General features: G+C 53.8%; 22 protein-coding genes. 8 read left to right on the top strand and 14 right to left on the bottom strand.

Annotation, left to right across the window (positions count from 1 at the left end; all coding sequences use genetic code 11):
* Positions 1–113: 113 nt before the first annotated feature.
* On the bottom strand, positions 114–1,217 hold the full coding sequence (locus tag ACJ9Y9_RS11445; protein WP_028017439.1) for a cobalamin-independent methionine synthase II family protein: 1,104 nt from the start codon (positions 1,215–1,217) through the stop codon (positions 114–116).
* A 156-nt stretch (positions 1,218–1,373) separates the two neighbouring features.
* Positions 1,374–1,787 (bottom strand): rhodanese-like domain-containing protein, encoded by a 414-nt coding sequence (locus tag ACJ9Y9_RS11440; protein ID WP_028017440.1) that lies wholly within the window; start codon positions 1,785–1,787, stop codon positions 1,374–1,376.
* A 73-nt stretch (positions 1,788–1,860) separates the two neighbouring features.
* Between ACJ9Y9_RS11440 and ftrA the strand changes: the two genes are divergently transcribed.
* Complete coding sequence (gene ftrA / locus ACJ9Y9_RS11435) at positions 1,861–2,868, top strand: transcriptional regulator FtrA (protein WP_028017441.1); 1,008 nt, start codon at positions 1,861–1,863, stop codon at positions 2,866–2,868.
* A gap of 40 nt (positions 2,869–2,908) precedes the next feature.
* Entirely contained in the window at positions 2,909–3,445 is a 537-nt protein-coding gene (locus ACJ9Y9_RS11430; RefSeq protein WP_028017442.1) for a dihydrofolate reductase family protein, read from the top strand.
* Between the two features lie 170 nt (positions 3,446–3,615).
* Here ACJ9Y9_RS11430 and ACJ9Y9_RS11425 read toward each other — a convergent pair whose 3' ends face one another.
* The gene (locus ACJ9Y9_RS11425; protein ID WP_028017443.1) at positions 3,616–3,978 is read right to left on the bottom strand and encodes a hypothetical protein; all 363 of its coding nucleotides are present in this window, start codon (positions 3,976–3,978) and stop codon (positions 3,616–3,618) included.
* A 243-nt stretch (positions 3,979–4,221) separates the two neighbouring features.
* Between ACJ9Y9_RS11425 and ACJ9Y9_RS11420 the strand changes: the two genes are divergently transcribed.
* Positions 4,222–4,452, top strand: coding sequence for a DUF2554 family protein (locus ACJ9Y9_RS11420; protein WP_028017444.1), 231 nt, complete (start codon positions 4,222–4,224; stop codon positions 4,450–4,452).
* Here the strand turns inward: ACJ9Y9_RS11420 and ACJ9Y9_RS11415 are convergent.
* The gene (locus ACJ9Y9_RS11415; protein ID WP_028017445.1) at positions 4,449–6,413 is read right to left on the bottom strand and encodes a U32 family peptidase; all 1,965 of its coding nucleotides are present in this window, start codon (positions 6,411–6,413) and stop codon (positions 4,449–4,451) included. The genes ACJ9Y9_RS11420 and ACJ9Y9_RS11415 overlap by 4 nt on opposite strands.
* 80 nt (positions 6,414–6,493) lie before the next feature.
* Positions 6,494–7,021, bottom strand: a complete 528-nt coding sequence (locus ACJ9Y9_RS11410) for a helix-turn-helix domain-containing protein (RefSeq protein ID WP_028017446.1) — start codon at positions 7,019–7,021, stop codon at positions 6,494–6,496.
* Between the two features lie 92 nt (positions 7,022–7,113).
* Here ACJ9Y9_RS11410 and ACJ9Y9_RS11405 point away from each other — a divergent pair, with 92 nt between their 5' ends.
* Entirely contained in the window at positions 7,114–8,283 is a 1,170-nt protein-coding gene (locus ACJ9Y9_RS11405) for a benzoate/H(+) symporter BenE family transporter (protein ID WP_028017447.1), read from the top strand.
* Here ACJ9Y9_RS11405 and ACJ9Y9_RS11400 read toward each other — a convergent pair.
* The gene (locus tag ACJ9Y9_RS11400; RefSeq protein WP_028017448.1) at positions 8,263–9,135 is read right to left on the bottom strand and encodes a helix-turn-helix transcriptional regulator; all 873 of its coding nucleotides are present in this window, start codon (positions 9,133–9,135) and stop codon (positions 8,263–8,265) included. The two genes, ACJ9Y9_RS11405 and ACJ9Y9_RS11400, sit on opposite strands and share 21 nt — an antisense overlap.
* Before the next feature lie 174 nt (positions 9,136–9,309).
* On the opposite strand from ACJ9Y9_RS11400, the gene ACJ9Y9_RS11395 reads away from it, so the two are divergent.
* The gene (locus ACJ9Y9_RS11395) at positions 9,310–10,206 is read left to right on the top strand and encodes a DMT family transporter (RefSeq protein WP_028017449.1); all 897 of its coding nucleotides are present in this window, start codon (positions 9,310–9,312) and stop codon (positions 10,204–10,206) included.
* A 35-nt stretch (positions 10,207–10,241) separates the two neighbouring features.
* Here the strand turns inward: ACJ9Y9_RS11395 and ACJ9Y9_RS11390 are convergent, their stop codons facing one another.
* Both ACJ9Y9_RS11390 and ACJ9Y9_RS11385 read right to left on the bottom strand, forming a co-directional pair.
* Positions 10,242–10,916 (bottom strand): DUF3313 domain-containing protein, encoded by a 675-nt coding sequence (locus ACJ9Y9_RS11390; protein WP_028017450.1) that lies wholly within the window; start codon positions 10,914–10,916, stop codon positions 10,242–10,244.
* A gap of 135 nt (positions 10,917–11,051) precedes the next feature.
* Entirely contained in the window at positions 11,052–12,647 is a 1,596-nt protein-coding gene (locus ACJ9Y9_RS11385; protein ID WP_028017451.1) for an ABC transporter substrate-binding protein, read from the bottom strand.
* A gap of 111 nt (positions 12,648–12,758) precedes the next feature.
* Here ACJ9Y9_RS11385 and pepT point away from each other — a divergent pair, with 111 nt between their 5' ends.
* Positions 12,759–13,988, top strand: a complete 1,230-nt coding sequence (pepT, locus tag ACJ9Y9_RS11380; protein ID WP_028017452.1) for a peptidase T — start codon at positions 12,759–12,761, stop codon at positions 13,986–13,988.
* Here the strand turns inward: pepT and tehB are convergent.
* A complete protein-coding gene (gene tehB, locus ACJ9Y9_RS11375; RefSeq protein ID WP_028017453.1) occupies positions 13,985–14,578 on the bottom strand; it encodes a tellurite resistance methyltransferase TehB in 594 nt (197 codons plus the stop codon). The two genes, pepT and tehB, sit on opposite strands and share 4 nt — an antisense overlap.
* A gap of 135 nt (positions 14,579–14,713) precedes the next feature.
* On the opposite strand from tehB, the gene ydcK reads away from it, so the two are divergent.
* Positions 14,714–15,694 (top strand): YdcK family protein, encoded by a 981-nt coding sequence (gene ydcK, locus ACJ9Y9_RS11370; RefSeq protein ID WP_028017454.1) that lies wholly within the window; start codon positions 14,714–14,716, stop codon positions 15,692–15,694.
* Here the strand turns inward: ydcK and rimL are convergent.
* The 4 genes from rimL to ACJ9Y9_RS11350 form a co-directional block, all read right to left on the bottom strand.
* Positions 15,689–16,237 (bottom strand): 50S ribosomal protein L7/L12-serine acetyltransferase, encoded by a 549-nt coding sequence (gene rimL / locus ACJ9Y9_RS11365; protein WP_028017455.1) that lies wholly within the window; start codon positions 16,235–16,237, stop codon positions 15,689–15,691. The genes ydcK and rimL overlap by 6 nt on opposite strands.
* 45 nt (positions 16,238–16,282) lie before the next feature.
* Positions 16,283–17,938 (bottom strand): glucan biosynthesis protein D, encoded by a 1,656-nt coding sequence (locus ACJ9Y9_RS11360; RefSeq protein WP_407226106.1) that lies wholly within the window; start codon positions 17,936–17,938, stop codon positions 16,283–16,285.
* A gap of 242 nt (positions 17,939–18,180) precedes the next feature.
* Positions 18,181–18,954, bottom strand: a complete 774-nt coding sequence (locus ACJ9Y9_RS11355) for a transporter substrate-binding domain-containing protein (protein ID WP_028017457.1) — start codon at positions 18,952–18,954, stop codon at positions 18,181–18,183.
* Between the two features lie 10 nt (positions 18,955–18,964).
* The gene (locus tag ACJ9Y9_RS11350; protein WP_028017458.1) at positions 18,965–20,134 is read right to left on the bottom strand and encodes a pyridoxal phosphate-dependent aminotransferase; all 1,170 of its coding nucleotides are present in this window, start codon (positions 20,132–20,134) and stop codon (positions 18,965–18,967) included.
* A 114-nt stretch (positions 20,135–20,248) separates the two neighbouring features.
* On the opposite strand from ACJ9Y9_RS11350, the gene ACJ9Y9_RS11345 reads away from it, so the two are divergent.
* Positions 20,249–21,091 (top strand): LysR family transcriptional regulator, encoded by an 843-nt coding sequence (locus tag ACJ9Y9_RS11345; protein ID WP_028017459.1) that lies wholly within the window; start codon positions 20,249–20,251, stop codon positions 21,089–21,091.
* Here the strand turns inward: ACJ9Y9_RS11345 and ACJ9Y9_RS11340 are convergent.
* On the bottom strand, positions 21,078–22,583 hold the full coding sequence (locus tag ACJ9Y9_RS11340) for a carboxylesterase/lipase family protein (protein ID WP_028017460.1): 1,506 nt from the start codon (positions 22,581–22,583) through the stop codon (positions 21,078–21,080). The genes ACJ9Y9_RS11345 and ACJ9Y9_RS11340 overlap by 14 nt on opposite strands.
* Positions 22,584–22,592 lie beyond the last annotated feature (9 nt).

The following is a 22,592-nucleotide window of genomic DNA, read 5'->3' as shown; positions in this document are numbered from 1 at the left end:
ATGCCAGAATGGAAAAAGCGCGATTGCAGGGAAAGTGAAAGCAGGATGTAAAGAGAACGACTCAGAATGGCACAGCGCTGCACTTTAATAATGCAGCGCCGGGAACAAAGGGTTTACCAGACTTCGCTGGCGATCTGCGTCACCAGACGCACTTTATCCCACTGCTGGTTTTCACTTAGCGTGTTGCCCTCTTCCGTGGAGGCAAAACCACACTGTGGGCTGAGGCAAATTTGCGCTTTCGCCACGTATTTTGCCGCCTCCTCCAGACGTGCCTTTACCCCTTCCGGGTTTTCAAGTTCGCCGTTTTTAGTGGTGATAAGGCCCAGCACCACCTGCTGCTTGCCCGGGCGAACAAAGCGCAGGGGTGCAAAATCACCGCTGCGGTCGTTGTCATACTCAAGGAAGAAGGCATCAACATTGACCGTGCCAAACAGCACTTCCGCCACCGGCTCGTAGCCGCCTTCGGAAATCCAGGTTGAACGGAAATTCCCGCGACAGACGTGCAGCCCGATGGTCAGATCGTCCGGTTTCCCTTCCAGCGCCTTGTTTAGCACGCGGGCATAGATACGCGCCAGTTCATCGGCATCATCGCCGCGTTCGCGGATCTGACGGCGCTGATCGTCAGAACAGAGATACGCCCAGACGGTGTCATCCAGCTGCAGATAACGGCAGCCTGCATCGTAGAATGCGCGGATGGCATCACGCCAGGTGGTCGCCAGGTCGTCAAAATAGTCATTCAGATCCGGGTAAACCGTCGCATCAATGTCTTTACGGCCTCCGCGGAAATGGAGCACGCTCGGGCTGGGAATGGTCATCTTCGGCTGAGCGTTGCCGCTGATGCTTTTCAGATAACGAAAATCTTCCAGCATCGGATGCTCGCCAAAGCCCAGCTTGCCGATGACGCGCACGCCATGGGCTTTGGTTTGTACCCCGTTAAATTGAATACCCTGCTGTGAATCGTAACGCTCAACGCCCTGCAGACCGTCGAAGAAATCGAAATGCCACCAGGCGCGGCGAAACTCTCCGTCGGTGACCACATGGAGCCCACATGCGCACTGCTGCTCGACAACATGGCGGATCGCCTCATCCTCCACCGCGCGAAGTTCTCCGGCATCAATTTCGCCGCTGGCAAATTTCAGGCGGGCCTGTTTGATGGTGTCCGGACGTAAAAAACTGCCTACTACATCGGCGCGATACGGGGCGTGTTGTCGTTGCATGGAATTCTCCTCAGTCTGCCGGCGATAATTGCCAGAAGTGATAATTCATTACTTGAATATTTAGACTTCTGGATGTCTAAATATCCAAAAAAGATGTCATATCTGTCATATTCCGGCAAACGAGAAAATTTCACGGGTGTTGAATAAAATTCATCTTCACAGCGTGGTAGCGGTTTCGCTGCTGGCAAAGGCGAACTTTTCATCTTCCCAGCCGGTGATCCCCCCGAGCATGATTTTGACCGGCAGCCCGAGTCGTGCCAGCTTGAGCGCCGCTCTGTCCGCGCCGTTACAGTGCGGCCCTGCGCAGTAGACAACGAAAAGCGTGCCTTCAGGCCATTGCGCCATGCGCTCAGGAGTAATCTGGCTACGCGGCAGGTGCAATGCGCCAGGCACATGACGGCGCGCAAACTGCTCCGGACTCCCCACTACGTGCAGCAGCACAAAATCTTGCTCCTGGTTGACGATGGCATGATGCACATCAGCACAGTCGGTTTCGACGCTCAGGCGGCGTAGAAAATGGGTGACAGCTTCCTGCGGTTCCGCAGCCGGAAATTCAGTAACATAACTCATGATACTTCCTCATCTTTGGCGTTTGTGTTAACACTACTCTATCCACAAATTCAGCCCGTGAATGCCCGCGCGTATGCCAGAAAACAGCAAAAAGATGACAAACTTAAGACAGATAACGCGGCCGCTGGTGGTTGTACTGGCGTATGACGGTCTGTGTACCTTTGAGTTTGGCGTGGCGGTGGAGATCTTTGGTCTACCGCGTCCTGAACTGGGGGACGAATGGTATCGTTTTGCGGTGGCGGGTATTGATAGCGGTGAACTTCGGGCAACCGGTGGGATCCGTATAATAACCGACGGCGATTTAAGCCTGCTTGAATCTGCCGATCTGATCGTGATTCCTGGCTGGAGAGGCCTGGATTCACCAGTCCCGGACACACTTTGTGAGGCATTACGCCAGGCCAGCGCGCGAGGCTGCCAGTTGCTGTCCATCTGTTCGGGGGTCTTTGTGCTGGCGGCATCGGGGTTGCTGAACGGACGTAAAGCCACGACGCACTGGCGCTATCTTGACGCGCTTAAAGCCCGTTACCCTGACATCCAGGTGGTCGAGGATGTGCTCTATCAGGATGAGGGAGATATTCTTACCTCCGCAGGCAGTGCGGCAGGAATTGATCTCTGCCTGCACGTTGTACGGCGGGATTATGGAATGGAAACGGCCAATAGCGTTGCGCGTCGGCTGGTCATTCCCCCTCACAGGGATGGCTCACAACCGCAACAGCTGAGTCGCCCGGTCGCGCAGTTGCGGGAAAGCCAGCGCCTGGGCCAGCTTTTTGATTTCCTCCACAATCATCTTGTCGAGCCTCATAGCGTCGATTCGCTGGCGCGTCGGGTGGGCATGAGCCAGCGCACTTTCCTTCGTCGCTTCGAGGCAGCGACAGGAATGACCCCAGCGCGTTGGTTGATCAATGAACGCCTGTTGCGGGCAAAAGATTATCTTGAAAGCAGCCGTTTAAGTATCGACAGTATTGCAGAACAAACTGGATTTGGTCAGGCATCGACGTTGCGCCATCATTTTCGCCAGCAGTTTGCACTTTCCCCGGCACAGTATCGCAAGCAATTTTCAGGTCCAGGTTCTGCCCGCTGAGGCATCACTCTTTTGGTTGTGTTGAAATACGGAGCACCTGATGATCACCACACACGTTTTTATCGCGGTCAGTCTTGATGGCTATATCGCCCGAGAGAATGACGATATCGACTGGCTTTTGCAGCGCGATGACCCGACAGAAGATCATGGCTATGAAGCGTTCATCGCGGACAAAGAGTGGATCGTAATGGGACGAGGGAGCTATGAGAAGGTATTGTCCTTTGACACATGGCCTTATGACCGGCCCGTGCTGGTACTCTCCCGACAGCTGGCGAATACTCCCGTGCCGGAGGCCCTGAAGGGCAAAGTACAGTTCTCTCATCGCACACCAACAGAGGTGCTCGATGACCTGGCGGCGCAGAACGTCCATCGCGTCTATCTCGATGGCGGACAGGTGATACAGTCGTTCCTGCGCGAAGGGCTGGTCGCGGATATGGTTATCACGACCGTCCCTGTTCTGCTTGGTTCAGGAAAGTCTTTGTTCGGAAGCCTGCACCAGGATATTGATTTGACACTGGTATCAAGCCACAGCTTCCCTTCAGGTCTGGTACAGTCGCACTATCGGCTGAAATCATAAACCGCGGCAAACATCGTAACGACATGTAAAAAAAAACCGCCATTATCTGGCGGTAAATGCTTGCATGGATAGATTTGTATTTTATGCTCTACGTCCCGACACTCCATGGCCGGGCAGCGGATCCATTACAACCTAACACCTTTTATCTTAACGAGAGGTAAACAGCCCTATTAACCCGCTTTGATATTGATTTGCAAATAACGCATCAGCCCCTGTTCAGCGCTCAATTTTGCGTCATCATTCATTGCTTCCAGATAAAACGAACGCGCGACGCTATAAGGCGCTTTATCAGAAGGATACACGGCAAACTGAAATGTTTTTCCCCGCAACTGATTGGTGCAGTCTAATTCCCAATGTTGATCGTTCACTTTGGTGCTATTGCAGGCAACACGGCCATAATCGCTGGTTAAATATGAACCAACACGTGTTTGTGCGGACTTAATATATTCCGGTTCGTTGTCACCAGCGTAGTGAAACCCAGCAGCAGCCACAACAGCAGCCGCTACAATCCCAAACGTTATCATTTTTTTCATTAATCAGGACCCATTCCTTAGCCATAGACTCGCTATTATATAGGAATAATCTTTAAAGTAACTGTCCAGTTATGTACCAAAAATGGCGGTTTGCAATATATCAGATGATTTTTAAGATGTTTCCTGGCTGTATTTCATTCCGACAATATTTGACATTCTCTTTGCGATAATTTGAACTTTTGAATAATAACACCATGAAATAACAGGCATGATATTCCTGCTCTGTCATTTCGCGGTGAACACATGATAAAAAAAGGGTTAACACTCATAATGCTGATTTGCGCCCTGTTTTCAGGCCAACTGATGGCCGGGCACAAAGGTCATGAGTATTTATGGGTAAAAAATGTTGGGCATCAGCTTCGGCATGAAGCTGACAGCGATGAGTTGCGAAGTGAAGCAGAAGAATCAGCGGAAGGTTTGCGCGAACACCACCTGTGGCAAAAATCGCGCAAACCAGATACACACTTTCGTTAATTACCTTTGCGTTTAGGCAGGGTTTTCATAAGTTCGTCCGGGCTTACTGAGGCTACGACACTCCCCGGCGCTGGCATTTTGAAAATATGGTTTTTCATCTTGCCAATTACATGCATTTCGCAAGGACGGCAGTCAAATTTCAGGGTAAGCACTTCGTCACCATTCACCAGTTGCATAGGTGTGGCCTTCCAGCTCTTGATGTTCCCTTTCGCCTGCTTAGGACACAGGTTAAACGCAAAACGGAGACAGTGCTTGGTGATCATCACCGGCACATCACCCTTCTCTTCATGTGCTTCATAGGCCGCGTCGATCAGCTGCACGCCGTGACGATGATAGAATTCACGTGCTTTATGGTTGTAGACGTTAGCCAGGAACGACAAATGCGTATCCGGGTAAACGGGCGCTGGAACAGCTTCAGCTTTACGGCTACCTCGCGGATAGTGAGCCAGACGAGCCGCATCGAGCATTTCCGAGGTTTCCCGACGGAACTGGTTAAGCAGGCTGTTCGGCACGAACAGTGCGTCAGACAGATTCACCTCAATATTACGCGCGTAGTAAATCGTCTGCCCCAGCTTCGCCACCCCCTCTTTCAGGTTGTTTAGCGCTTTGTCCGCATTGTTGGCGACCTCAAACTGGCCATCAAGCGTATGCGTCACGCTGATGCCGTCTTCGCAGGTCATGGTCAAAATCAGCTGCTCTTCCCAGCCTCCCAGTTCAATATCCACCGCGATGCGACGCTCGCTGGAGGTTTTCAGCAGCGCCTGCTGCCAGTTATGATCCAGGTTACGGTTTAGCGCCGCGTTCGGCCTTGCCTTATAGAGATCGGCAGGCATTTCATTCGGCCACACGCGATAGCGATTTTCTCCGGTTTTTTCAACCGTATTGGCACGGAAGCCTACGACTTCACGCTTAATCATCACGTTCAGGCCATCGCCGTTCGCCAGCGGCTCCGTGACCTCCACGTCCAGATGATCCTTCGCCACTTTCAGAACTTCACCGACCGGCAAGCCGATAAATTTCGGCGAATCAAACGCGCCGATGTCACCTTTACGGGCGTTCACGAAATAGTCGGTACTGCCACGATGGAAGGTTTTATCGGTCGACGGAATAAAGAAATGTTCGGTACGACCGGCTGACGCGCGTGCCAGGTCACCACGATCTTCAATAATGGCATCCAGCATCTGACGATAGTGCGCGGTGATGTTCTTCACGTAGCTCATATCTTTATACCGCCCTTCAATCTTGAAGGAGCGCACGCCTGCATCAATCAGCGCACCGAGGTTGGCGGTCTGATCGTTATCCTTCATGGAAAGCAGATGTTTTTCAAACGCCACGACGCGCCCCTGATCGTCTTTCAGGGTATATGGCAGGCGACAAGCCTGAGAGCAATCGCCACGGTTAGCGCTGCGCCCGGTCTGGGCGTGAGAAATATTGCACTGGCCGGAATAGGCTACGCACAACGCGCCGTGGATAAAGAATTCAATCGTCGCGTCTGTCGCCTGGTGAATATCACGGATCTGGTTCAGGTTCAGTTCACGCGCCAGAACGATCTGCGAAAAACCGACGTCGGAGAGGAATTTGGCTTTCTCAACGGTGCGGATATCGCACTGGGTGCTGGCGTGCAGTTCAATAGGTGGAATATCCAGCTCAAGAACGCCCATATCCTGGACAATCAGGGCATCGACCCCGGTCTGGTAGAGATCGGTGATCAGACGTTGCGCAGGTTCCAGTTCATCATCATGAAGAATGGTGTTCAGGGTCACGAACACTTTCGCCCCGAAACGGTGGGCGAACGGTACCAGTTCAGCAATATCCTGCAGACTGTTGCTGGCGTTATGGCGGGCACCAAAGCCTGGACCGCCAATGTAGACGGCATCTGCACCGTGAAGGATCGCTTCACGGGCAATGGCGGCGTCGCGGGCCGGGCTTAAAAGTTCAAGATGATGGGATTGCAGGCGCATACTTCGTCGTTATCCGTTATGGTCAAAATGGCGGCTATTGTAGTCAGAAGTATGCGACAGCGAAACAGTTTTGCGTAGCGTCAGCGGGGATAATGGATTAGGGAGTGAAAATGCACCGTCCGGTCGCTGCTGTTACGGTACGCGTGCGGTTTGTCTCCGGCAAAACGGATGCCCGAATCGGCAGGAATTGTCTGCCACTCACCCTCCAGTTGCATTTCCAGCTCGCCGCTTATCACCACCACATGCTCAATCACTCCCGTTTCATGGGGCGTTGACTCGCTTAGCGCGCCGGGTGCCAGGGTAATGGAGAAATGATCAAACTTCAGCGTCTCATCCCACGGGAACAGCGGTTTTACCACCATGGCCTGCTGCTGCGGGTCAAAAACAGCCTGCTTGTCCGCCTCTGGGGTGATAAAGGTGGAAAACGGTACGTTCAGCCCGGTGGCGATTTTCCACAATGTTGATACCGTCGGGCTGGATTCATTGCGCTCGATTTGCCCGAGCATCGCTTTTGAAACCCCCGTCTCTTCTGCCAGCTTCGACAAACTCCAGCCGCGATCCTGGCGCAGTGTTTTCAGTGTGGTTGCAAGATGTTGTGTGATGTCCATGTGCCCTCCTGGTGAGGATGAGCATACCACTTGTACGCTATAACGCACAGTGTTACCTTACCACGGACGCTATAACGCACAACGGAGTCTTCATGCGCGATTCTTCAACACACCTTGTTCCAGCCGTTCTGGCGGGTTTTGTCGCCGTCCTGGTCGGCTACGCCAGTTCTGCTGCCATCATCTGGCAGGCCGCAGCGGCAGCCGGCGCAAATGCGCAACAGATTGCGGGCTGGATGACGGCACTCGGGATTGGGATGGGAGTCAGCACGCTGGCGCTTTCATGGTGGTATAAAGCGCCGGTACTCACCGCCTGGTCAACACCCGGTGCAGCGCTGCTCGCGACCAGCCTGCACGGTGTCACGCTGGCTGAAACGATCGGCGTGTTCATCTTTGCCAATGCGCTCATTTTACTCTGCGGCATCACCGGGCTATTCGCCCGGCTGATGAAGTTGATCCCCCATTCGCTTGCCGCTGCCATGCTGGCAGGGGTGCTTTTGCAGTTTGGGCTGCATGCGTTTGCCCATCTGGAGGGGAACTTTCTGCTGTGTGGCAGCATGATTGCCGCGTGGCTAATGACAAAAGCGCTGGCCCCCCGCTATGCCATTGTGGTTACGCTTCTGGCAGGCGGCATCGTGGCCTGGGTAAGTGGTGACGTTGTCACGGATAAATTCACCCTTTCCCTTGTTATGCCGGAGTTTATTACGCCATCCTTCACCTTCACCAGCCTGGTGAGCGTGGGTATCCCTTTCTTCCTGGTGACCATGGCCTCTCAAAATGCCCCGGGATTCGCCACGATGAAAGCCTCCGGCTACCCGCTGGCGGTTTCGCCGCTCATCATCTTTACGGGCGGGCTGGCACTGCTGTTTTCGCCCTTTGGCGTCTTTTCCATCTGTATCGCGGCGATTACCGCCGCCATTTGTCAGAGCCCGGATGCGCACCCGGATGCAGGTAAACGCTGGCTGGCAGCCATCGCGGCCGGGGGATTTTATCTGTTAGCCGGTATTTTCGGTGGTTCTATTACTGCAATCATGACGGCGCTACCGCTCAGTTGGATCCAGACGCTGGCGGGTCTGGCGCTACTGGGCACCATCAGCGGAAGTCTGTATCAGGCGCTGAATCACGAAGCGGAACGTGACGCAGCGATAGTCACATTTCTGATGACTGCAAGCGGTGTGACGCTCCTGGGCATTGGTTCGGCATTCTGGGGACTGGTTCTGGGCGGTGTGTGCTATGCCCTGTTATCACGCACTCGCCGCGCGTAGCTGAGAAGGCGTCATTCCCGTCACGCTGCGAAAGCGGTTACTGAAGTGGCTGGCGGAGTTAAATCCACAGGCAAGCGCGATGTCCGTCAGCGGCGTCGCCGTGTGTTGTACCAGCGCTTTCGCCTTTTCCATTCTGCGCTGCATCACGTACTGATGCGGCGCCAGCCCCGTCGACTGGCGGAACATGCGGGCAAAATGGTATTCGCTGAGGGCGGCCTGTGCAGCCAGTTCTGCCAGCGTCAGGGGCTGCCCCAGGTTCTCTTCGATAAAGGCCAGCACGTTACGCAACACGAACGGGGATAACCCGCCCGTGACGACCGGCAATTTCCACTGAACGTTCGAGTAGTTTTGCAGCAGATGCGTTAACAGCAGCGTAGAGGCCGTGCTCAGGGTGAGCTGGTTAGCGTGCTGCTGCCAGTCGCAGCCGAGTAAAAACTGACGGTACAACGCGGTTATCTTCGGGTCACTGCCGAAAATACGCTCGTCCAGGGTCAGCGAAAGTGGCCGCTTGTCCCAGATTTTTTCTCCCACGTCGCGCAGATGTTCATCGGTGCAGTAGAGATGCACAAACGACAGGTCATCCCGGATATCCCACGTTGATTCGCTCTCTTTGGGCATCAAACAGAAACGATCCGGACCACCGCCATTTTTCCAGCCGCCCGGCGTTTTTTGATAACTTTCGTAACCGTCAGCCACGTACAGGCTAAGGGTATGATGATTGCTTTTTACCGTTATCGTATCGTGCTTGTTGTACCACGCTGCCAGCTGAATACCCGAGTTCAGCGAGACGGTTTCCCGCAGGACTGCATTCTGTTGGCGCAGCGTTTCAAAGGTATCGTAAGCGTGAGACATAACCGTTAGCGTGTTATTGATCAGAATATCAGTCTAAGAATTGTTGCCGCCGGTTGCCAGTCCCCATAAAAGAAAAAAGCGCAAGAATTTGCAAGTCTACCGCAAGGCAGTGCAAGCCCCTTGCGGCTCAGCGCGCCATACTGCCCACTTCCGTGGTTTGAGAAGAGAAAAAGTATGAACGCATTATTATACGGACTGGTGGTAATTATCTGGGGAACCACCTGGATCGCGATTTTCCTGCAGCAGGGTTCCGTGGCGGCCCCCGTATCCATTTTCTGGCGCTTCGCGGTTGCCAGCCTCACGATGATGGTGGTGTTACTCGCCCTGCGTAGACTGCGCAAACTGGCGCTGCGGGATCATCTGTTTTGCATACTTCAGGGATGCTGCGTTTTTTGCTTTAACTTCTGGTGCTTTTATACCGCGGCCTCGCACATCAACACCGGGCTGGAATCGGTGATTTTCTCAATGGCGGTGCTCTATAACGCCATTAACAGCTTTATTTTCTTCGGCCAACGCCCACCAGCGCGGTTCTGGACCGCTGCGGCTCTGGGGCTGATTGGCATTATCACCCTCTTTTGGGACGATCTTCTGGCCAGTGGCTGGAGCGCGTCACTCCTGACGGGTATTGGTCTCTCCGCACTCGGTACCTACGGTTTCTCGCTGGGCAATATGATCAGCATGCGCCATCAGCGCAAAGGCCTTGAAACCATGACTACCAACGCCTGGGCGATGCTGTATGGCACACTGGTGATGGGCTGCATTGCCCTTTTCAGAGGCGACAGTTTCACCCCGGAATGGACGGTGAGCTACATTGGCGCGCTGCTCTATCTGGCTTTGTTTGGTTCGGTGATTGCTTTCGGTGCTTACTTTACGCTGGTGGGACGTATCGGCCCAGGCAAAGCGGCCTACAGTACGCTGCTCTTCCCGCTGGTCGCCCTCTCCATCTCAACGGTTTATGAAGGTTACGTGTGGCATATTAACGGTATCGTCGGATTGTTGCTGATTCTGGGGGGGAATATGGTGATGTTTACTAAACCCGAAACCTGGATCAGGCGCTTACGAACAGCGTAAATAAATAAGGCCTGCGCAATGCAGGCCTTTCCTGGTTATTTCATGGTCTTTTTCACATCAAACATGGTGGCATCGGTCGCCATGTCATCAACAACCTGTTTCAGGGTTGCAAAGCCCATTGGGGTATTTTTGTTCGTCAGCTCTTTACCTTCGCCTTTACGAACCACTTTAATAACAGGTTTACCGGTTTTTGCATCAATCAACTCACCTTCAAAGTAAAGGTGGGTATCCATTGTGCGGTGACCGGTCGCCATTTGCGTACCTGCAACAACCAGTGCCACTGGCACCACTTCATAGAACTGCAAACCTTCTTGCTTAGAGGTTACACCGGTAATCGCACCACGGAAGATCAGGCTACGCGGCCCTGCTGTGGTAACGATCGGTTTACGCTGACCAATCGAGGTTTTCATTTTGTTGTTGGTATAACTCAGCAGCTCATCCAGTGTTTTTTGACCAATCTGCGTGGTTGGTTTTGGAGCCGGATAATAAGTAATCGGGTTCCAGACAATATTGTCATAATTAGCTTCGTTATATGACGGATCAACCCAACGTAAGGTCGGTTTACCCGTTGCAGAAGTTGTTTCCTTTAAACCAGAATAGTCTTTTAAAAAGCCTGAGTATTGTTCGGGAGCGGCCACTTTTGATGAACAGCCCGCCAAAGCCAACAGACCAGTAAGCACTGCAACTTTTAAAAAAGTTTGAGTACGCATGATGGTTTTCCATGTTATCTGCAAGTATGCATTTGAAGTTATAGCAAAGGACTGGAGGGTTTGTTGTGACAAAAAATGATGTCGGGAGCACAAATTGCAAAAAGACTGCCCGGATGCGTGCCGGGCAGTGAAAAATTACTGATGTATATCCAGTTGCCAGAACAGATGCTTACCGAACGGGTCAATTTCATAATCCGTCACCTCTTTGCGCACCGGTTCGAAAATGGTTGAATGCGCAATCATCACCGCTGGCATCTGGTCATGCATCATCTGCTGAGCCTCTTTATACAGCGCCACACGTTTATCGTGGTCGGTTATTGATTTTGCCTCCGCAATAATTTTATCAAACGGCTTATAGCACCACTTCGCCGAGTTCGAACCGCCATTTGCAGAGGTGCAGGTAAATAGCGGACCAAAGAAATTGTCCGGATCGCCCGTTGCGGTCGTCCAGCCCATCAGCGCAGCCTGATGCTCCCCGCCCTTCACGCGCTTGAGGTATTCACCCCATTCATAGGTGACAATGTGAGTTTGTACGCCCACTTTCGCCCAGTCGGCCTGAATCATTTCGGCCATACGTTTCGCATTCGGATTGTACGGACGCTGAACCGGCATTGCCCACAAATCAATGTTCACCCCGTTTGCAAAACCTGCTTCCTTCAGCAGCGCTTTTGCCTTTTCCGGATCGTAATCGTAATCCTTAAGTTCACTGTCGGCGCTCCATACCCCTGGCGGCAGCAGGTTCTTCGCGGCGGTCCCCGTGCCATGGAACACCGCGTCAATAATGGCTGATTTGTTGATGGCGATGGCCAGCGCCTGGCGAACCTTCACGTTATCCAGCGGTGGCTTTTGGGTGTTAAACGCCAGAAAACCAGTGTTCAGCCCTGCCTTGCTCATCAGGTTGATGTCTTTGTTCGCCTTCATACGCGGCAGATCGGCTGGGTTCGGGAACGGCATCACCTGACATTCGTTCTTTTCGATTTTGGCAAAACGTACTGAAGCATCCGGCGTGATGGTAAACACCAGTCGATCGAGTTTCGATTTACCCTGCCAGTAGTCTGCAAACGCGGTGAAAAGGATGCGGGAGTCCTTCTGATACTGTGTGAGCTTAAACGGCCCGGTGCCAATCGGCTCCATATCCACCTTCTGTGGTGTCCCCGCTTTCAGCATCGCGTCGGCATACTCCGCAGAGAGGATCGAGGCAAAATACCATGCCAGATCCGCGACAAACGGCGCCTCCGGGTGTGCCAGCGTAAAGCGCACGGTGTGATCATCGACTTTATCAATGGCGGTTATCAGACTGCCAAACTCCAGACTTTCGAAATTGGAATAGCTGCCGTTAGAGACGTTATGGTAAGGATGATTCACATCTTTCTGCCGCATAAACGAGAAGATGACGTCATCGGCGTTAAAGTCCCGGGTCGGTGTGAACAATTTATTGCTCTGGAATTTCACCCCCTTGCGCAGATGGAAGGTATAGACTTTACCGTCGTCGCTGACCTCCCAGCTCTCTGCCAGACTGGGTACCAGCTCCGTGGTGCCAGGTTTGAAATCGACCAGCCGGTTATAAACGGGTACGGCACTGGCATCCACGCTGGTGCCCGACGTGTATAACTGAGGATTAAAGTTTTCCGGCGATCCTTCGGAACAATACACGAGCGTTTTCGCAGCGACAGTGGAACTGACGGTGAGCGCCGCAAGAGCAAGCGTTAAGATTGTGAGTTTGCTTTTCATCATTTATTCCTGTCTTTTTAATTCGACGGCTAATTAATTCTTTTGCCATTTCATAAATAACATTAAAGTGAAGTGGCAAACACCTGAAAAATAAATAAGGAATAAATCACTATGGGCTCGCTACTTTCCAGACAATTAACGCACCGCTTTTTTCGCTATCTCTCCATCACCAGCCAGAGCGATGCCAAAGTAAAAACGCTGCCCTCTACGCCAGGCCAACACAACATGGCGCGGGAGCTTGCTCAGGAGCTGGCACAGCTGGGGTTAGACGACATTGTGATTGATGAATTTGCCACGGTGACCGCGGTGAAAAAAGGTAACGTCGCCGGTGCGCCGCGTATTGGTTTTATTACCCATATTGATACCGTCGACGTGGGATTATCACCGGATATTCATCCGCAGATATTAACATTTACAGGTGAAGACCTCTGTCTGAATAAAGACAAAGACATTTGGTTACGCGTAAAAGAGCACCCGGAAATTCTGTCCTACCCTAATGAGGAGATTATTTTCAGCGACGGAACCAGCGTTTTGGGCGCAGATAATAAATCAGCCGTTACCGTAGTCATGACCGTGCTGGAAAACCTGACCGTGGAGCATCAACACGGCGACATTGTGGTCGCATTTGTCCCGGATGAAGAAATCGGCCTGTGCGGCGCGAAGGCGCTCGATCTGAAACGCTTCGATGTTGATTTTGCCTGGACCATTGACTGCTGCGAGCTGGGTGAAATTGTCTACGAGAATTTTAATGCGGCAGCCGCGGAAATCCGCTTTACCGGCGTAACGGCACACCCCATGTCCGCCAAAGGCGTGCTGGTGAACCCCCTGCTGATGGCGACCGATTACATCAACCATTTTGACCGCCAGCAAACGCCCGAGTGTACCGAAGGTCGTGAGGGCTATATCTGGTTTAACGGTATTCAGGCGGGGCAAAACGAGGCCATCCTCAAAGCGAATATCCGCGATTTTGACAAGGACAGCTTTGCCGCCCGCAAGCAGCAGATTGCCGACGTTGCCGCGCTGATAGCCGCCCAACATCCAACGGCCAACGTGGACTATCGCATTGAAGATACCTACAGCAATATCAGCAATGCGATTGGCGAAGACAGGCGCGCCATCGACCTGATGTTTGAAGCGATGGAATCGCTCGGCATCACGCCGAAACCGACGCCGATGCGCGGCGGCACAGACGGTGCGGCACTCTCGGCAAAAGGGCTACTTACGCCAAACTTCTTCACCGGCGCGCATAACTTCCACTCGAGGTTTGAATTTCTGCCGCTGTCGTCGTTCGAGGCCTCTTACCAGACAGCCCTGCAACTCTGCCTGCTGGCCGCCCGTTAAGTGGGTTTACGCGCCAGCATGGTGGCAAAGCGCAGCTTAATGCGATTGCCGTTTTCATCGGTGCGGTGCAGTTCACCAACGTCTTCGTTGTATTTGAGCAACTCCCAGCCTTCATAGTAGTTGCTCAGTTCGCCCGTTCTAAACGCAAACGGGAAGCCGACGGTACACGGATAATCAGTCGTATCCATGGCGGCGACAATCAGGTTGTGGCCGCCTGGTGTAGTGCAGCGCTGCATATTGGCGATAAGACCGGGGATGGTTTTTGCATCCAGGAACATCAGCACGACGGTGGACAAAATAAAATCGTATTCACCGTCGAAACTCAGGGTGTTGAGATCTTTTATCGCCGTGTGGAGGTTGTTGATCCCTTCTTCGGCCTTGATGCGCTCGATATTATCAATGCTCATCGGGTTTTTATCCCAGGCCGTCACCTCGTGACCGTTAGCAGCAAGGTAGAGACTGTTACGGCCATTTCCACAGCCCAGATCCAGCGTTTTACCCGGTTTAACCCTTTCTGCACTGAACAGCACCTCGGAATGCGTTCGGGTTAAGCCATATTTCTCTGTGAAGTAATTCTCATCGACGGTCATTATTTTTTCCTGATCCTGCATAAATTTAAAGTGCATTTTGAATGCCATTTTAAGGCGTTTACCGTCTGGTTGCCAACCGTTCGAAAACCGAAATATTTGCTACGTTTAGTTAAGACGGTTATCAGAGAGATCAAGATGAACAAATATCGCCTGAGCGACGATACACGCCTTTGGCAATGGAAAAATGGCGAAACAACCCACTCGACCACATTACGGCAGATTATCGCCACGGCGGAGTTTAACGACGTGACGATAGGTACGAAAGGTGGATGGATTGACGATGAGCGCGCCCTCGCACAAGACGGTGACTGTTGGATCTACGACGAAAACAGCGTGGTGTTCGCCGGTGCCACCGTATCCGGCAACGCGCGGCTTACCCTGCCTTGCATCATCAGCCACGAAGCGCATATCGGCGACAATTGCTGGCTGGACGAGGCTGAAGTCAGCCATGGAGCCCGAATAAGTGACAACGTCACCATTCAGCACTCCTGTGTTCGGGGTGAATGTCATATTTATGGCAATGCCCGCGTGCTTCACAACAGCGTCGTTATTGCCGCCAAAGGCCTGACGCCGGACCATGAACAGATCCTGCAAATTTACGATAACGCGACGGTGAGCCAGTCACGCATTGTGCATCAGGCGCAAATCTACGGCGATGCGATGGTGAATGATGCCTTTGTTGAGCACCGCGCCGAAATATTCGACAACGCAATCCTTCAAGGCAACGATCTCAATAACGTCTGGGTGTGCGACTGCGCAAAGGTCTATGGCAACGCCCGCCTGATTGCCGGTTTTGATGACGATGCCATTCCGACGGTGCGCTACAGCTCTCAGGTCGCGGAGGATGCGGTGGTAGAAGGAAACTGCATCATTAAACACCACGTTCTGATTGGGGGACAGGCATGGCTACGCGGTGGGCCGATCATGCTGGATGATAAAGTCGTGATTCAGGGACGGGCGAGGATCAGCGGCGATGTGCTGATTGAGCACCGGGTTGAAATCACCGACGATGCGGTGATTGAAGCGTTTGCCGGTGAGAATATTCATCTGCGCGGCGAGAAGGTCATTAATGGCAACCAGCGCATTACCCGCACGCCCCTGCTGGGCGCGCTATAGCGTATAAATCTTGCCGTAGATGTTCACATCGTCGAAATGACCATTGAGGAATTCCGCTTCCCGCAGGCAACCTTCCAGCGTAAAACCGTTGCGCAGGGCAACATTGTTGCTGTGCTGATTCGCGACCCGACACTTAATCACAAAACGACGGATTTCACCGCGTTCAGCGTAGTAACGCATAAACGCCTGCAATGACTGAGAGAGGATCCCCTGCCCTTGATGCGCTTCATCCAGCCAGTAGCCGATGTACCCGGCTTTGTTGGCCGGTTCAATCGTGTTAAACGACAGCACGCCGACCAGCCCATCATCCTTAAAGATCAAAAACATTTTGGCGTAGCCGCGCTGGTGCAGCATCTGGTTACTCTGCACGTTACGGCGGGTATCTTCTTCGCTGCCCACGTGCTGCGCCCAGTCAAAGGCGGTTTGCAGAAAAGCTCTGTTTTTGACGACGAGGTTGTGCAGTTCGGCGGCGTAGCGCTCTTCAACGGCGCGCAGTTCGACGGTGTCAGACACCGGGATAATTTCGGATTGTGCTGCGGTCATGACCCCTCACACTAACCCTCTCCCACAGGGAGAGGGTATCAATCGTTAACGCATTACCCGGTCATCAACGTACTGACGTTTGTCCGGGGCTGGCGGGAAATACTGATACAGCCAGGTTTCACTGATGGCATCCCCCTGGCAGCGCAGGAACAAACGCATGTCCACTGGTTCGGTCGAATCCGATGTTGGATACCAGTCAAACAGAATGCGATAGCCGTCAAACGGTTCAACGTAAAGGATCTCAACCTGCTTCGCTTCACCGCTGGAGAGCGTAATGACCGGCTCGATGCCTTTTGGTGCAGCCGCTTTCAGGTCGCCACCGACAAAGTCGATAGCGAAGCGACGGGCCCACACTTTCGGGTAATTCTCGCCCGGCGCCCAGCCTTCCGGGAAGCCACCCATACCGGTGCGGGTCGCGAAGACCGTTGCCAGCGGAGAACGCACTGGCGGCATGGCGCTCCAGTAGAGGCGATATTTGAAGTCCAGCTCGTCGCCCGCTTTGACCGCTTTTTCTGGCTGCCAGAAGCAGACGACGTTATCCAGCGTTTCACCCGTAGTCGGGATCTCCATCAGGCCAACTGAGCCTTTGCCCCAGTCATTGCGCGGCTCAACCCACAGACTTGGGCGTTTGTTATACCAGCCCATCACGTCCTGATAGTGCGAGAAATCGCGATCAAGTTGCAGCAGGCCGAACCCTTTCGGATTCTTGTCCATATAGGCATTGAACTGCAGCTTCTGCGGGTTGTTCAGCGGACGACAGATCCACTCCCCGTTGCCGCGCCACATGGCCAGGCGGTCGGAGTCATGAATTTGCGGGTGAATGGTGTCACACATGCGGCGTTCGTTATTACCGCAGCTGAACATGCTGGTCATCGGCGCGATGCCGAGTTGCTTAATGTCTTTACGCGCATAGAGGTGGTTTTCCACCTCCATAATCACCTGGCTCTTCTCGCAGTGGATCACGAATTTATAAGCACCAGTGATGCTTGGGCTGTCCAGCAGCGTATAAACGGTAAAAGTGGTGTCGCCAGGTTTGACGGTTTCAAACCAGAACGAGGTGAAATCCGGGAACTCTTCCGGCGTGTCGGTAAAGGTATCCACCGCCAGACCACGTGCGGAAAGACCATATTGGTAGGTGTCATCAACCGCACGGAAATAGCTCGCACCGAGGAAAGAGACGATATCGCGACGCGCCAGTTCAGGGGCTTTAAACGCACGGAAGCCCGCAAAGCCGAGATCGCTTTGCCCTTCCAGCTGTTTGGTATCCACACCCGTTTCACCATAGCTGAACAGCTCCGGACGGAAGTGGATCTCGCGCGCCATAGAAGTAGACTGGTCGAGCGAGAACATCCGCACGCGGCGACGGAAACCCATTCCCATATGGAAGAACTGCACGTCCAGTTGACGCCCTTCAATGTTATTCCACAGAGACTGCTTTTCATCGTAGCGGATGGCGTTGTACGCCTGCGGCGGCATGGTGGCCAGCGTGTCCGGCAGCGGGCGCGGCGCACCACCCCACGGGGTTTTCGCCAGGTCATGCGCCATGGATTGCAGTACGGAGAAATCAAAACGACGGCTCTGGCCGTCAGCAATGTCAGAGTCAGCAGCGTATGCCGCTTTGGAAAACAGAGAAGCAAGGCCAGATGTGCCGCTCAGGGCTGCCACTGCCAGCGAGCCTTTTAGAAAACGTCTGCGATTCATGCCTGGAAAAACGTCCTTATGGTCGTGTGAATGTGTTTCGCGCTCGGCGAAATGACGGCAAGAAAGAACGCACAGCCTAAACAAAAATGGTTAAGAATCCAATTGTTGGCCGGTGATTATATGAACAAAGTGTGAAATATTTTCTGTCGACCAGAACGGCCCGAAAGTGGTGTAAAGAAAGCCTGGAGAATGTGTAGAAAAATGCCCCGGCGCGACATCGTTCGCCGGGGCCAATGAGGCGGTTATTTTACGCTGACATCGATACCCGGGAAGTACTTATCAGCGAGTTTAGCGATCGTGCCGTCGGCACGTACTTTATCAATCGCGGCATCAAGTTGCTTTTTGGTGGCCTCGTCACCTTTACGCAACCCAAAACCGATCCCACTGCCGAGGATAGTGTCGTCAGACACCGGTTTGCCGATGAAGCCAAACCCTTTCCCCTGCGGCTTGCTGAGGAAACCTGCCTGCCCGGCCGCTGACATGACCAGCGAGGCGTCGATCCGACCATTCAGCAGATCGCCCCAGGCCATATTCTGATCTTTATAAGACACCACGGTGACACCCTGCTTTTCCCAGTGCTCTTTCGCATAGGTTTCCTGAATGGATCCCTGCAGCACACCGATGGTTTTTCCCTTCAGCCCTTCGGGAGTCGCCTCTACCGCCGTTCCGGCCTTACCGACCAGCTGCGACGGAATACGGTAGATCGGTTGGGTAAAATCAATACTCTTGCGGCGCTGTTCGGTGATATTCATCGCCGAGTTGATCGCGTCGAATTTCTTCGCCACCAGCCCCGGAATCAACGCATCAAACGAGGTTTCAACCCAGGTGCACTTCAGCGCTGCGGCTTTACAAATGGCATTCCCCAGTTCAACGTCAAACCCTTCCAGTTCGCCCGCCGAATTACGGCTCTCAAACGGCGGATATTCCGCTTCCAGACCGTAACGCAGCTCGGTAGCCGCGAAGGAAGAAAAAGTACACAGCAATCCCATGCCGACAACTAACGCGCGTAATTTCATCCAATACTCCTCAGCGTGGTTTAACCCGACACAGGGCCTGGGCACCTGCCCGTAACGTCGCCTCATCTTTCGCAAAAGAGAGACGAATCAATTTACTATCCGTACCGTCCGCATAAAACGCCGACAGCGGAATGGTGGCAACACCGTACTCAACGATCAGCCGTTTCACCAGCTCGCTATCACGCTCATCGCTAAACTGGCTGTAGTCCGCCAGCATGAAGAACGATCCGGCACTCGGCAACAGGGTAAACGGCGAATCCTCAAGCAGGCTTTGCAGCAGATCGCGCTTACGCTGGTAAAACGCCGACAGCGACAGCCAGGTTTGCGGGTCGACCATATGTTCAGCAAAGGCATGCTGCATTGGCGTATCGGCAGAAAACATTAAAAATTGATGGACTTTACAAATCTCGTCCATCAGTACCGCCGGAGCAACACAGTAACCCACACGCCATCCGGTAACGTGATAGGTTTTTCCGAAAGAAGAGATAATCACGCTACGTTCCGCCAGCTGCGGGTGTGTAGCCATCCCGTGGTGCGGTTCACCATCAAAAACGACGTGTTCGTACACTTCGTCAGACAAAATAATGATATCGGTATTGCGCGTCAGCGCCGCCAGCTGCTGCAGATCATTAGCTGAGAAAACCTGACCGCTCGGGTTGTGCGGGGTATTGATGATAATCATACGCGTACGCGGGGTGATCGCGGCACGCACTTCATCCCAGTTGACGGCAAAATCCGGCACCGTGAGTTTGATGGCGACCGGGGTTGCCCCCTGCAGGCGGACAATTGGCGCATAGCTGTCAAATGACGGTTCAAAATAGATCACCTCATCGCCCGGGTGCACCAGCCCGCTGATTGCCGAATAAAGCCCTTCGCTGGCGCTGGCGGTGACCAGCACCTCGCTACCTGGGTCATACTGCGTGCCGTAGAGGGTGGCAATTTTATCGGCAATGCGTTCTTTGAGCGGCTGCAGACCGGTCATCGCTGCATACTGGTTATGCCCTGCCTCCATTGCGCGGGTGACGCCCGCAATCAGCTTCGGGTCGCAGGAAAAGTTCGGTGCGCCCTGAGAAAGGTTAATCGCGTTATGCTGCGCCGAGAGCTGGCCGATAACGGTAAAAATGGTGGTACCCACATCAGGCAGTTTAGAGCGTGTTTGCACCGGCGTTCGTAAAGTCATCCTCTTTCCCTTCTCATGGACATTGCATAACTATTCAAACAACAAGTGAGTTGTCGGGACAATCGAATTGTTGTCATAATAGCCATGAGAAAAATGCATAGCTGAGGTGTTTATATGTCGCGCCGTTCGCTCCCGCTCAATGCCATCGACGCATTTTTAGTCACCGCGCGTCACCTGAACCTCACCCACGCCGCCGCTGAGCTTTGCCTGACACAGGGGGCAGTGAGCCGCAAGATCGCTTCCCTTGAAGCGTGGTTTGGCTTTCCGCTATTTGAGCGTCATGCGCGTGGGTTGCGGCTGTCACCGCAGGGAAGCGCCCTGTTGCCTGAACTGCAATCGTCTTTTGAGCAATTGCTGACGGTGGCCGACCGGGCCCGCAGCCAGCAAACCGTCATCCGCTTAAAAGCCCCCACCTGCGCCATGCGCTGGCTGGTCCCCCGCCTGCTGGAGGTGGAGCGTGAACAGCCGGATCTGCAAATTGCGTTGACCACCACCACCGATCACAACGTGAATTTCAAAACCGAATCTTACGACGCGGCCATCGTGTTCGGAACGCACATGAGTGCCGGAGACCTGCTGTTTGAAGAGGCGTTAACCCCGGTGCTTAGCCCTATGCGCGCGAGTGCCGCACTGGGTTCGTTGACATTTCTTCACCCCACAAGGGATAAGACAGACTGGTCATTGTGGCTGGCAAAACAGGAAGGCCCGGGCTTTGTTATGCACAAAAATCAACACTTCGATACGATGGATCTCGCCATTACGGCGGCCATTCAGGGGCTGGGCGTCGCCATTGCCGACGAAACGCTGGTAGAAGAAGATGTCCGTGCCGGAAGGCTAACGCGGCCCTATGAGACAAGTATAAAAACCGGCGCGAGTTACCGCCTGGTGCTGCGCGAAACGCCTGGCGAAGAAAATGGGCTGGCGGCGTTTCGCGCTTGTTTGCTTAGTCGAGGCTGACGTGATGCTTCATCACCCGCTTGAAGAGACTCATGCGCGCGCGCATAAAGCGGTTTTCAAGCCTGAAACCTGCATGTTTATTCACTCCAATACGTAACAGAACGTCCCGCCCCTTGCGACACGCGGGCCAGTGCGTGGGTCCCGGCAGAATGTCGCGCCTCCCCGCGTCACGCGCGAAACTTACCCAATAATCGGCCACCTGGGCAGCAAACTGGAGATCGCGTGCATTAACATACTGACGCGACGGTTCTACCTGACCAAGCGTATCGAACACATAGGGAACTTCATTGCCGTGCCAGGCGCCGTTGATATAGGTGTCATGTTCTGCTTCCGCGACATAGTCGAACCAGTAACGCCAGCACAATCCGCCGATACGCTGTTGAGCCTGCATCACTACGTAGCCCATCGTGGTGAACGCCATATCGCGGCACACCTGTCGGCCCAGCTCTTCGTCCCCTTTGACGCCAGGATAGAGCAGCTTAATCAGCCCCAGACCAAAGCGACGTTCGCGGCGCAGTTTCTGGATTTGCCCGGCAAGATCGATACCAAACACCGCCATCACGCTGGCTTCATCGCTGTTTGAGCCAATCATCACCGGCACAGGATGTTGTCGGGCGGCAAAGAAGACATCGAGCATCGCTTCCGGCAGCACGCAATCCCCGACGATGGGTGCCGGGGCAATGTTCAGCGGTGCGGTTAATGGCCAGAACGCGTCGGGCGGAATAGCGCGTAGCTCCTCGGCTGTCGCATTCTCCAGGCCAAAATGGGCGGCCAGCGCTTCCCCCTTCTGCAGTGCCTGCTCGCGCGGCGTGTCAGGTAAGGTGTAACCGCTTTGTACAATCGCCTTATGGAACAATCCTTCTGCCAATGGCGAGGCCAGCAGCGAAAGCACGCTGCGCGCGCCAGCGGATTCGCCAAACAGGGTCACGTTAGCAGGGTCGCCGCCAAACGCAGCAATGTTATCCCGCACCCATTCGAGCGCGGCAATCTGGTCCAGCAGGGCAAAATTATGCACAACGCGATCTTCTTCACCCTCCAGTGCAGGATGGGCAAAGAAGCCAAGATGACCGAGGCGATAGTTGATCGTGACTACAACCACACCGCGCATTGCCAGCGCTTTGCCGTTATAGGGCGGCAGGCCCCCGGCACCAATGGTAAACCCGCCGCCGTGCAACCAGACCATCACCGGAAGCGATTCCGCGCGCTCTTTGGGAGACCAGACGTTGAGATAGAGACAATCTTCAGAAAACTGGCCCGGATCGCCGCCGCCTAGCTCCTGACAATACTCGCTGCTTTGCCAGCTTGAGGCCGAAAAGGTGGTGGCTTCGCGAAGTCCATCCCACGGTTCAGGCCGCCGCGGGGAACGCCAGCGCCACTCGCCCACGGGCGGTGCGGCGTAGGGAATACCGCACCAGACATGGACATTTTCATCGGTTAAACCAGACAGTGCGCCGCAGCGCGTTTCAACCACAGGGGCGGAAGGATTTTGCATAACGACCTT

The sequence above is a fragment of the Enterobacter sp. CPE_E1241 genome (genome assembly GCF_045618265.1).
Classification (GTDB): domain Bacteria; phylum Pseudomonadota; class Gammaproteobacteria; order Enterobacterales; family Enterobacteriaceae; genus Enterobacter; species Enterobacter adelaidei.
The sequence above is the reverse complement of the archived record's forward strand: the minus strand, read 5'-3'. Positions and strand labels throughout refer to the sequence as shown.

Excerpts from the sequence above, each read along its gene's own strand:
- ACJ9Y9_RS11445 (WP_028017439.1), bottom strand. The coding sequence starts at position 1,217 with ATGCAACGACAACACGCCCCGTATCGCGCCGATGTAGTAGGCAGTTTT.
- ACJ9Y9_RS11440 (WP_028017440.1), bottom strand. The coding sequence starts at position 1,787 with ATGAGTTATGTTACTGAATTTCCGGCTGCGGAACCGCAGGAAGCTGTC.
- ftrA (WP_028017441.1), top strand. The coding sequence starts at position 1,861 with ATGCCAGAAAACAGCAAAAAGATGACAAACTTAAGACAGATAACGCGG.
- ACJ9Y9_RS11430 (WP_028017442.1), top strand. The coding sequence starts at position 2,909 with ATGATCACCACACACGTTTTTATCGCGGTCAGTCTTGATGGCTATATC.
- ACJ9Y9_RS11425 (WP_028017443.1), bottom strand. The coding sequence starts at position 3,978 with ATGAAAAAAATGATAACGTTTGGGATTGTAGCGGCTGCTGTTGTGGCT.
- ACJ9Y9_RS11420 (WP_028017444.1), top strand. The coding sequence starts at position 4,222 with ATGATAAAAAAAGGGTTAACACTCATAATGCTGATTTGCGCCCTGTTT.
- ACJ9Y9_RS11415 (WP_028017445.1), bottom strand. The coding sequence starts at position 6,413 with ATGCGCCTGCAATCCCATCATCTTGAACTTTTAAGCCCGGCCCGCGAC.
- ACJ9Y9_RS11410 (WP_028017446.1), bottom strand. The coding sequence starts at position 7,021 with ATGGACATCACACAACATCTTGCAACCACACTGAAAACACTGCGCCAG.
- ACJ9Y9_RS11405 (WP_028017447.1), top strand. The coding sequence starts at position 7,114 with ATGCGCGATTCTTCAACACACCTTGTTCCAGCCGTTCTGGCGGGTTTT.
- ACJ9Y9_RS11400 (WP_028017448.1), bottom strand. The coding sequence starts at position 9,135 with ATGTCTCACGCTTACGATACCTTTGAAACGCTGCGCCAACAGAATGCA.
- ACJ9Y9_RS11395 (WP_028017449.1), top strand. The coding sequence starts at position 9,310 with ATGAACGCATTATTATACGGACTGGTGGTAATTATCTGGGGAACCACC.
- ACJ9Y9_RS11390 (WP_028017450.1), bottom strand. The coding sequence starts at position 10,916 with ATGCGTACTCAAACTTTTTTAAAAGTTGCAGTGCTTACTGGTCTGTTG.
- ACJ9Y9_RS11385 (WP_028017451.1), bottom strand. The coding sequence starts at position 12,647 with ATGAAAAGCAAACTCACAATCTTAACGCTTGCTCTTGCGGCGCTCACC.
- pepT (WP_028017452.1), top strand. The coding sequence starts at position 12,759 with ATGGGCTCGCTACTTTCCAGACAATTAACGCACCGCTTTTTTCGCTAT.
- tehB (WP_028017453.1), bottom strand. The coding sequence starts at position 14,578 with ATGACCGTCGATGAGAATTACTTCACAGAGAAATATGGCTTAACCCGA.
- ydcK (WP_028017454.1), top strand. The coding sequence starts at position 14,714 with ATGAACAAATATCGCCTGAGCGACGATACACGCCTTTGGCAATGGAAA.
- rimL (WP_028017455.1), bottom strand. The coding sequence starts at position 16,237 with ATGACCGCAGCACAATCCGAAATTATCCCGGTGTCTGACACCGTCGAA.
- ACJ9Y9_RS11360 (WP_407226106.1), bottom strand. The coding sequence starts at position 17,938 with ATGAATCGCAGACGTTTTCTAAAAGGCTCGCTGGCAGTGGCAGCCCTG.
- ACJ9Y9_RS11355 (WP_028017457.1), bottom strand. The coding sequence starts at position 18,954 with ATGAAATTACGCGCGTTAGTTGTCGGCATGGGATTGCTGTGTACTTTT.
- ACJ9Y9_RS11350 (WP_028017458.1), bottom strand. The coding sequence starts at position 20,134 with ATGACTTTACGAACGCCGGTGCAAACACGCTCTAAACTGCCTGATGTG.
- ACJ9Y9_RS11345 (WP_028017459.1), top strand. The coding sequence starts at position 20,249 with ATGTCGCGCCGTTCGCTCCCGCTCAATGCCATCGACGCATTTTTAGTC.
- ACJ9Y9_RS11340 (WP_028017460.1), bottom strand. The coding sequence starts at position 22,583 with ATGCAAAATCCTTCCGCCCCTGTGGTTGAAACGCGCTGCGGCGCACTG.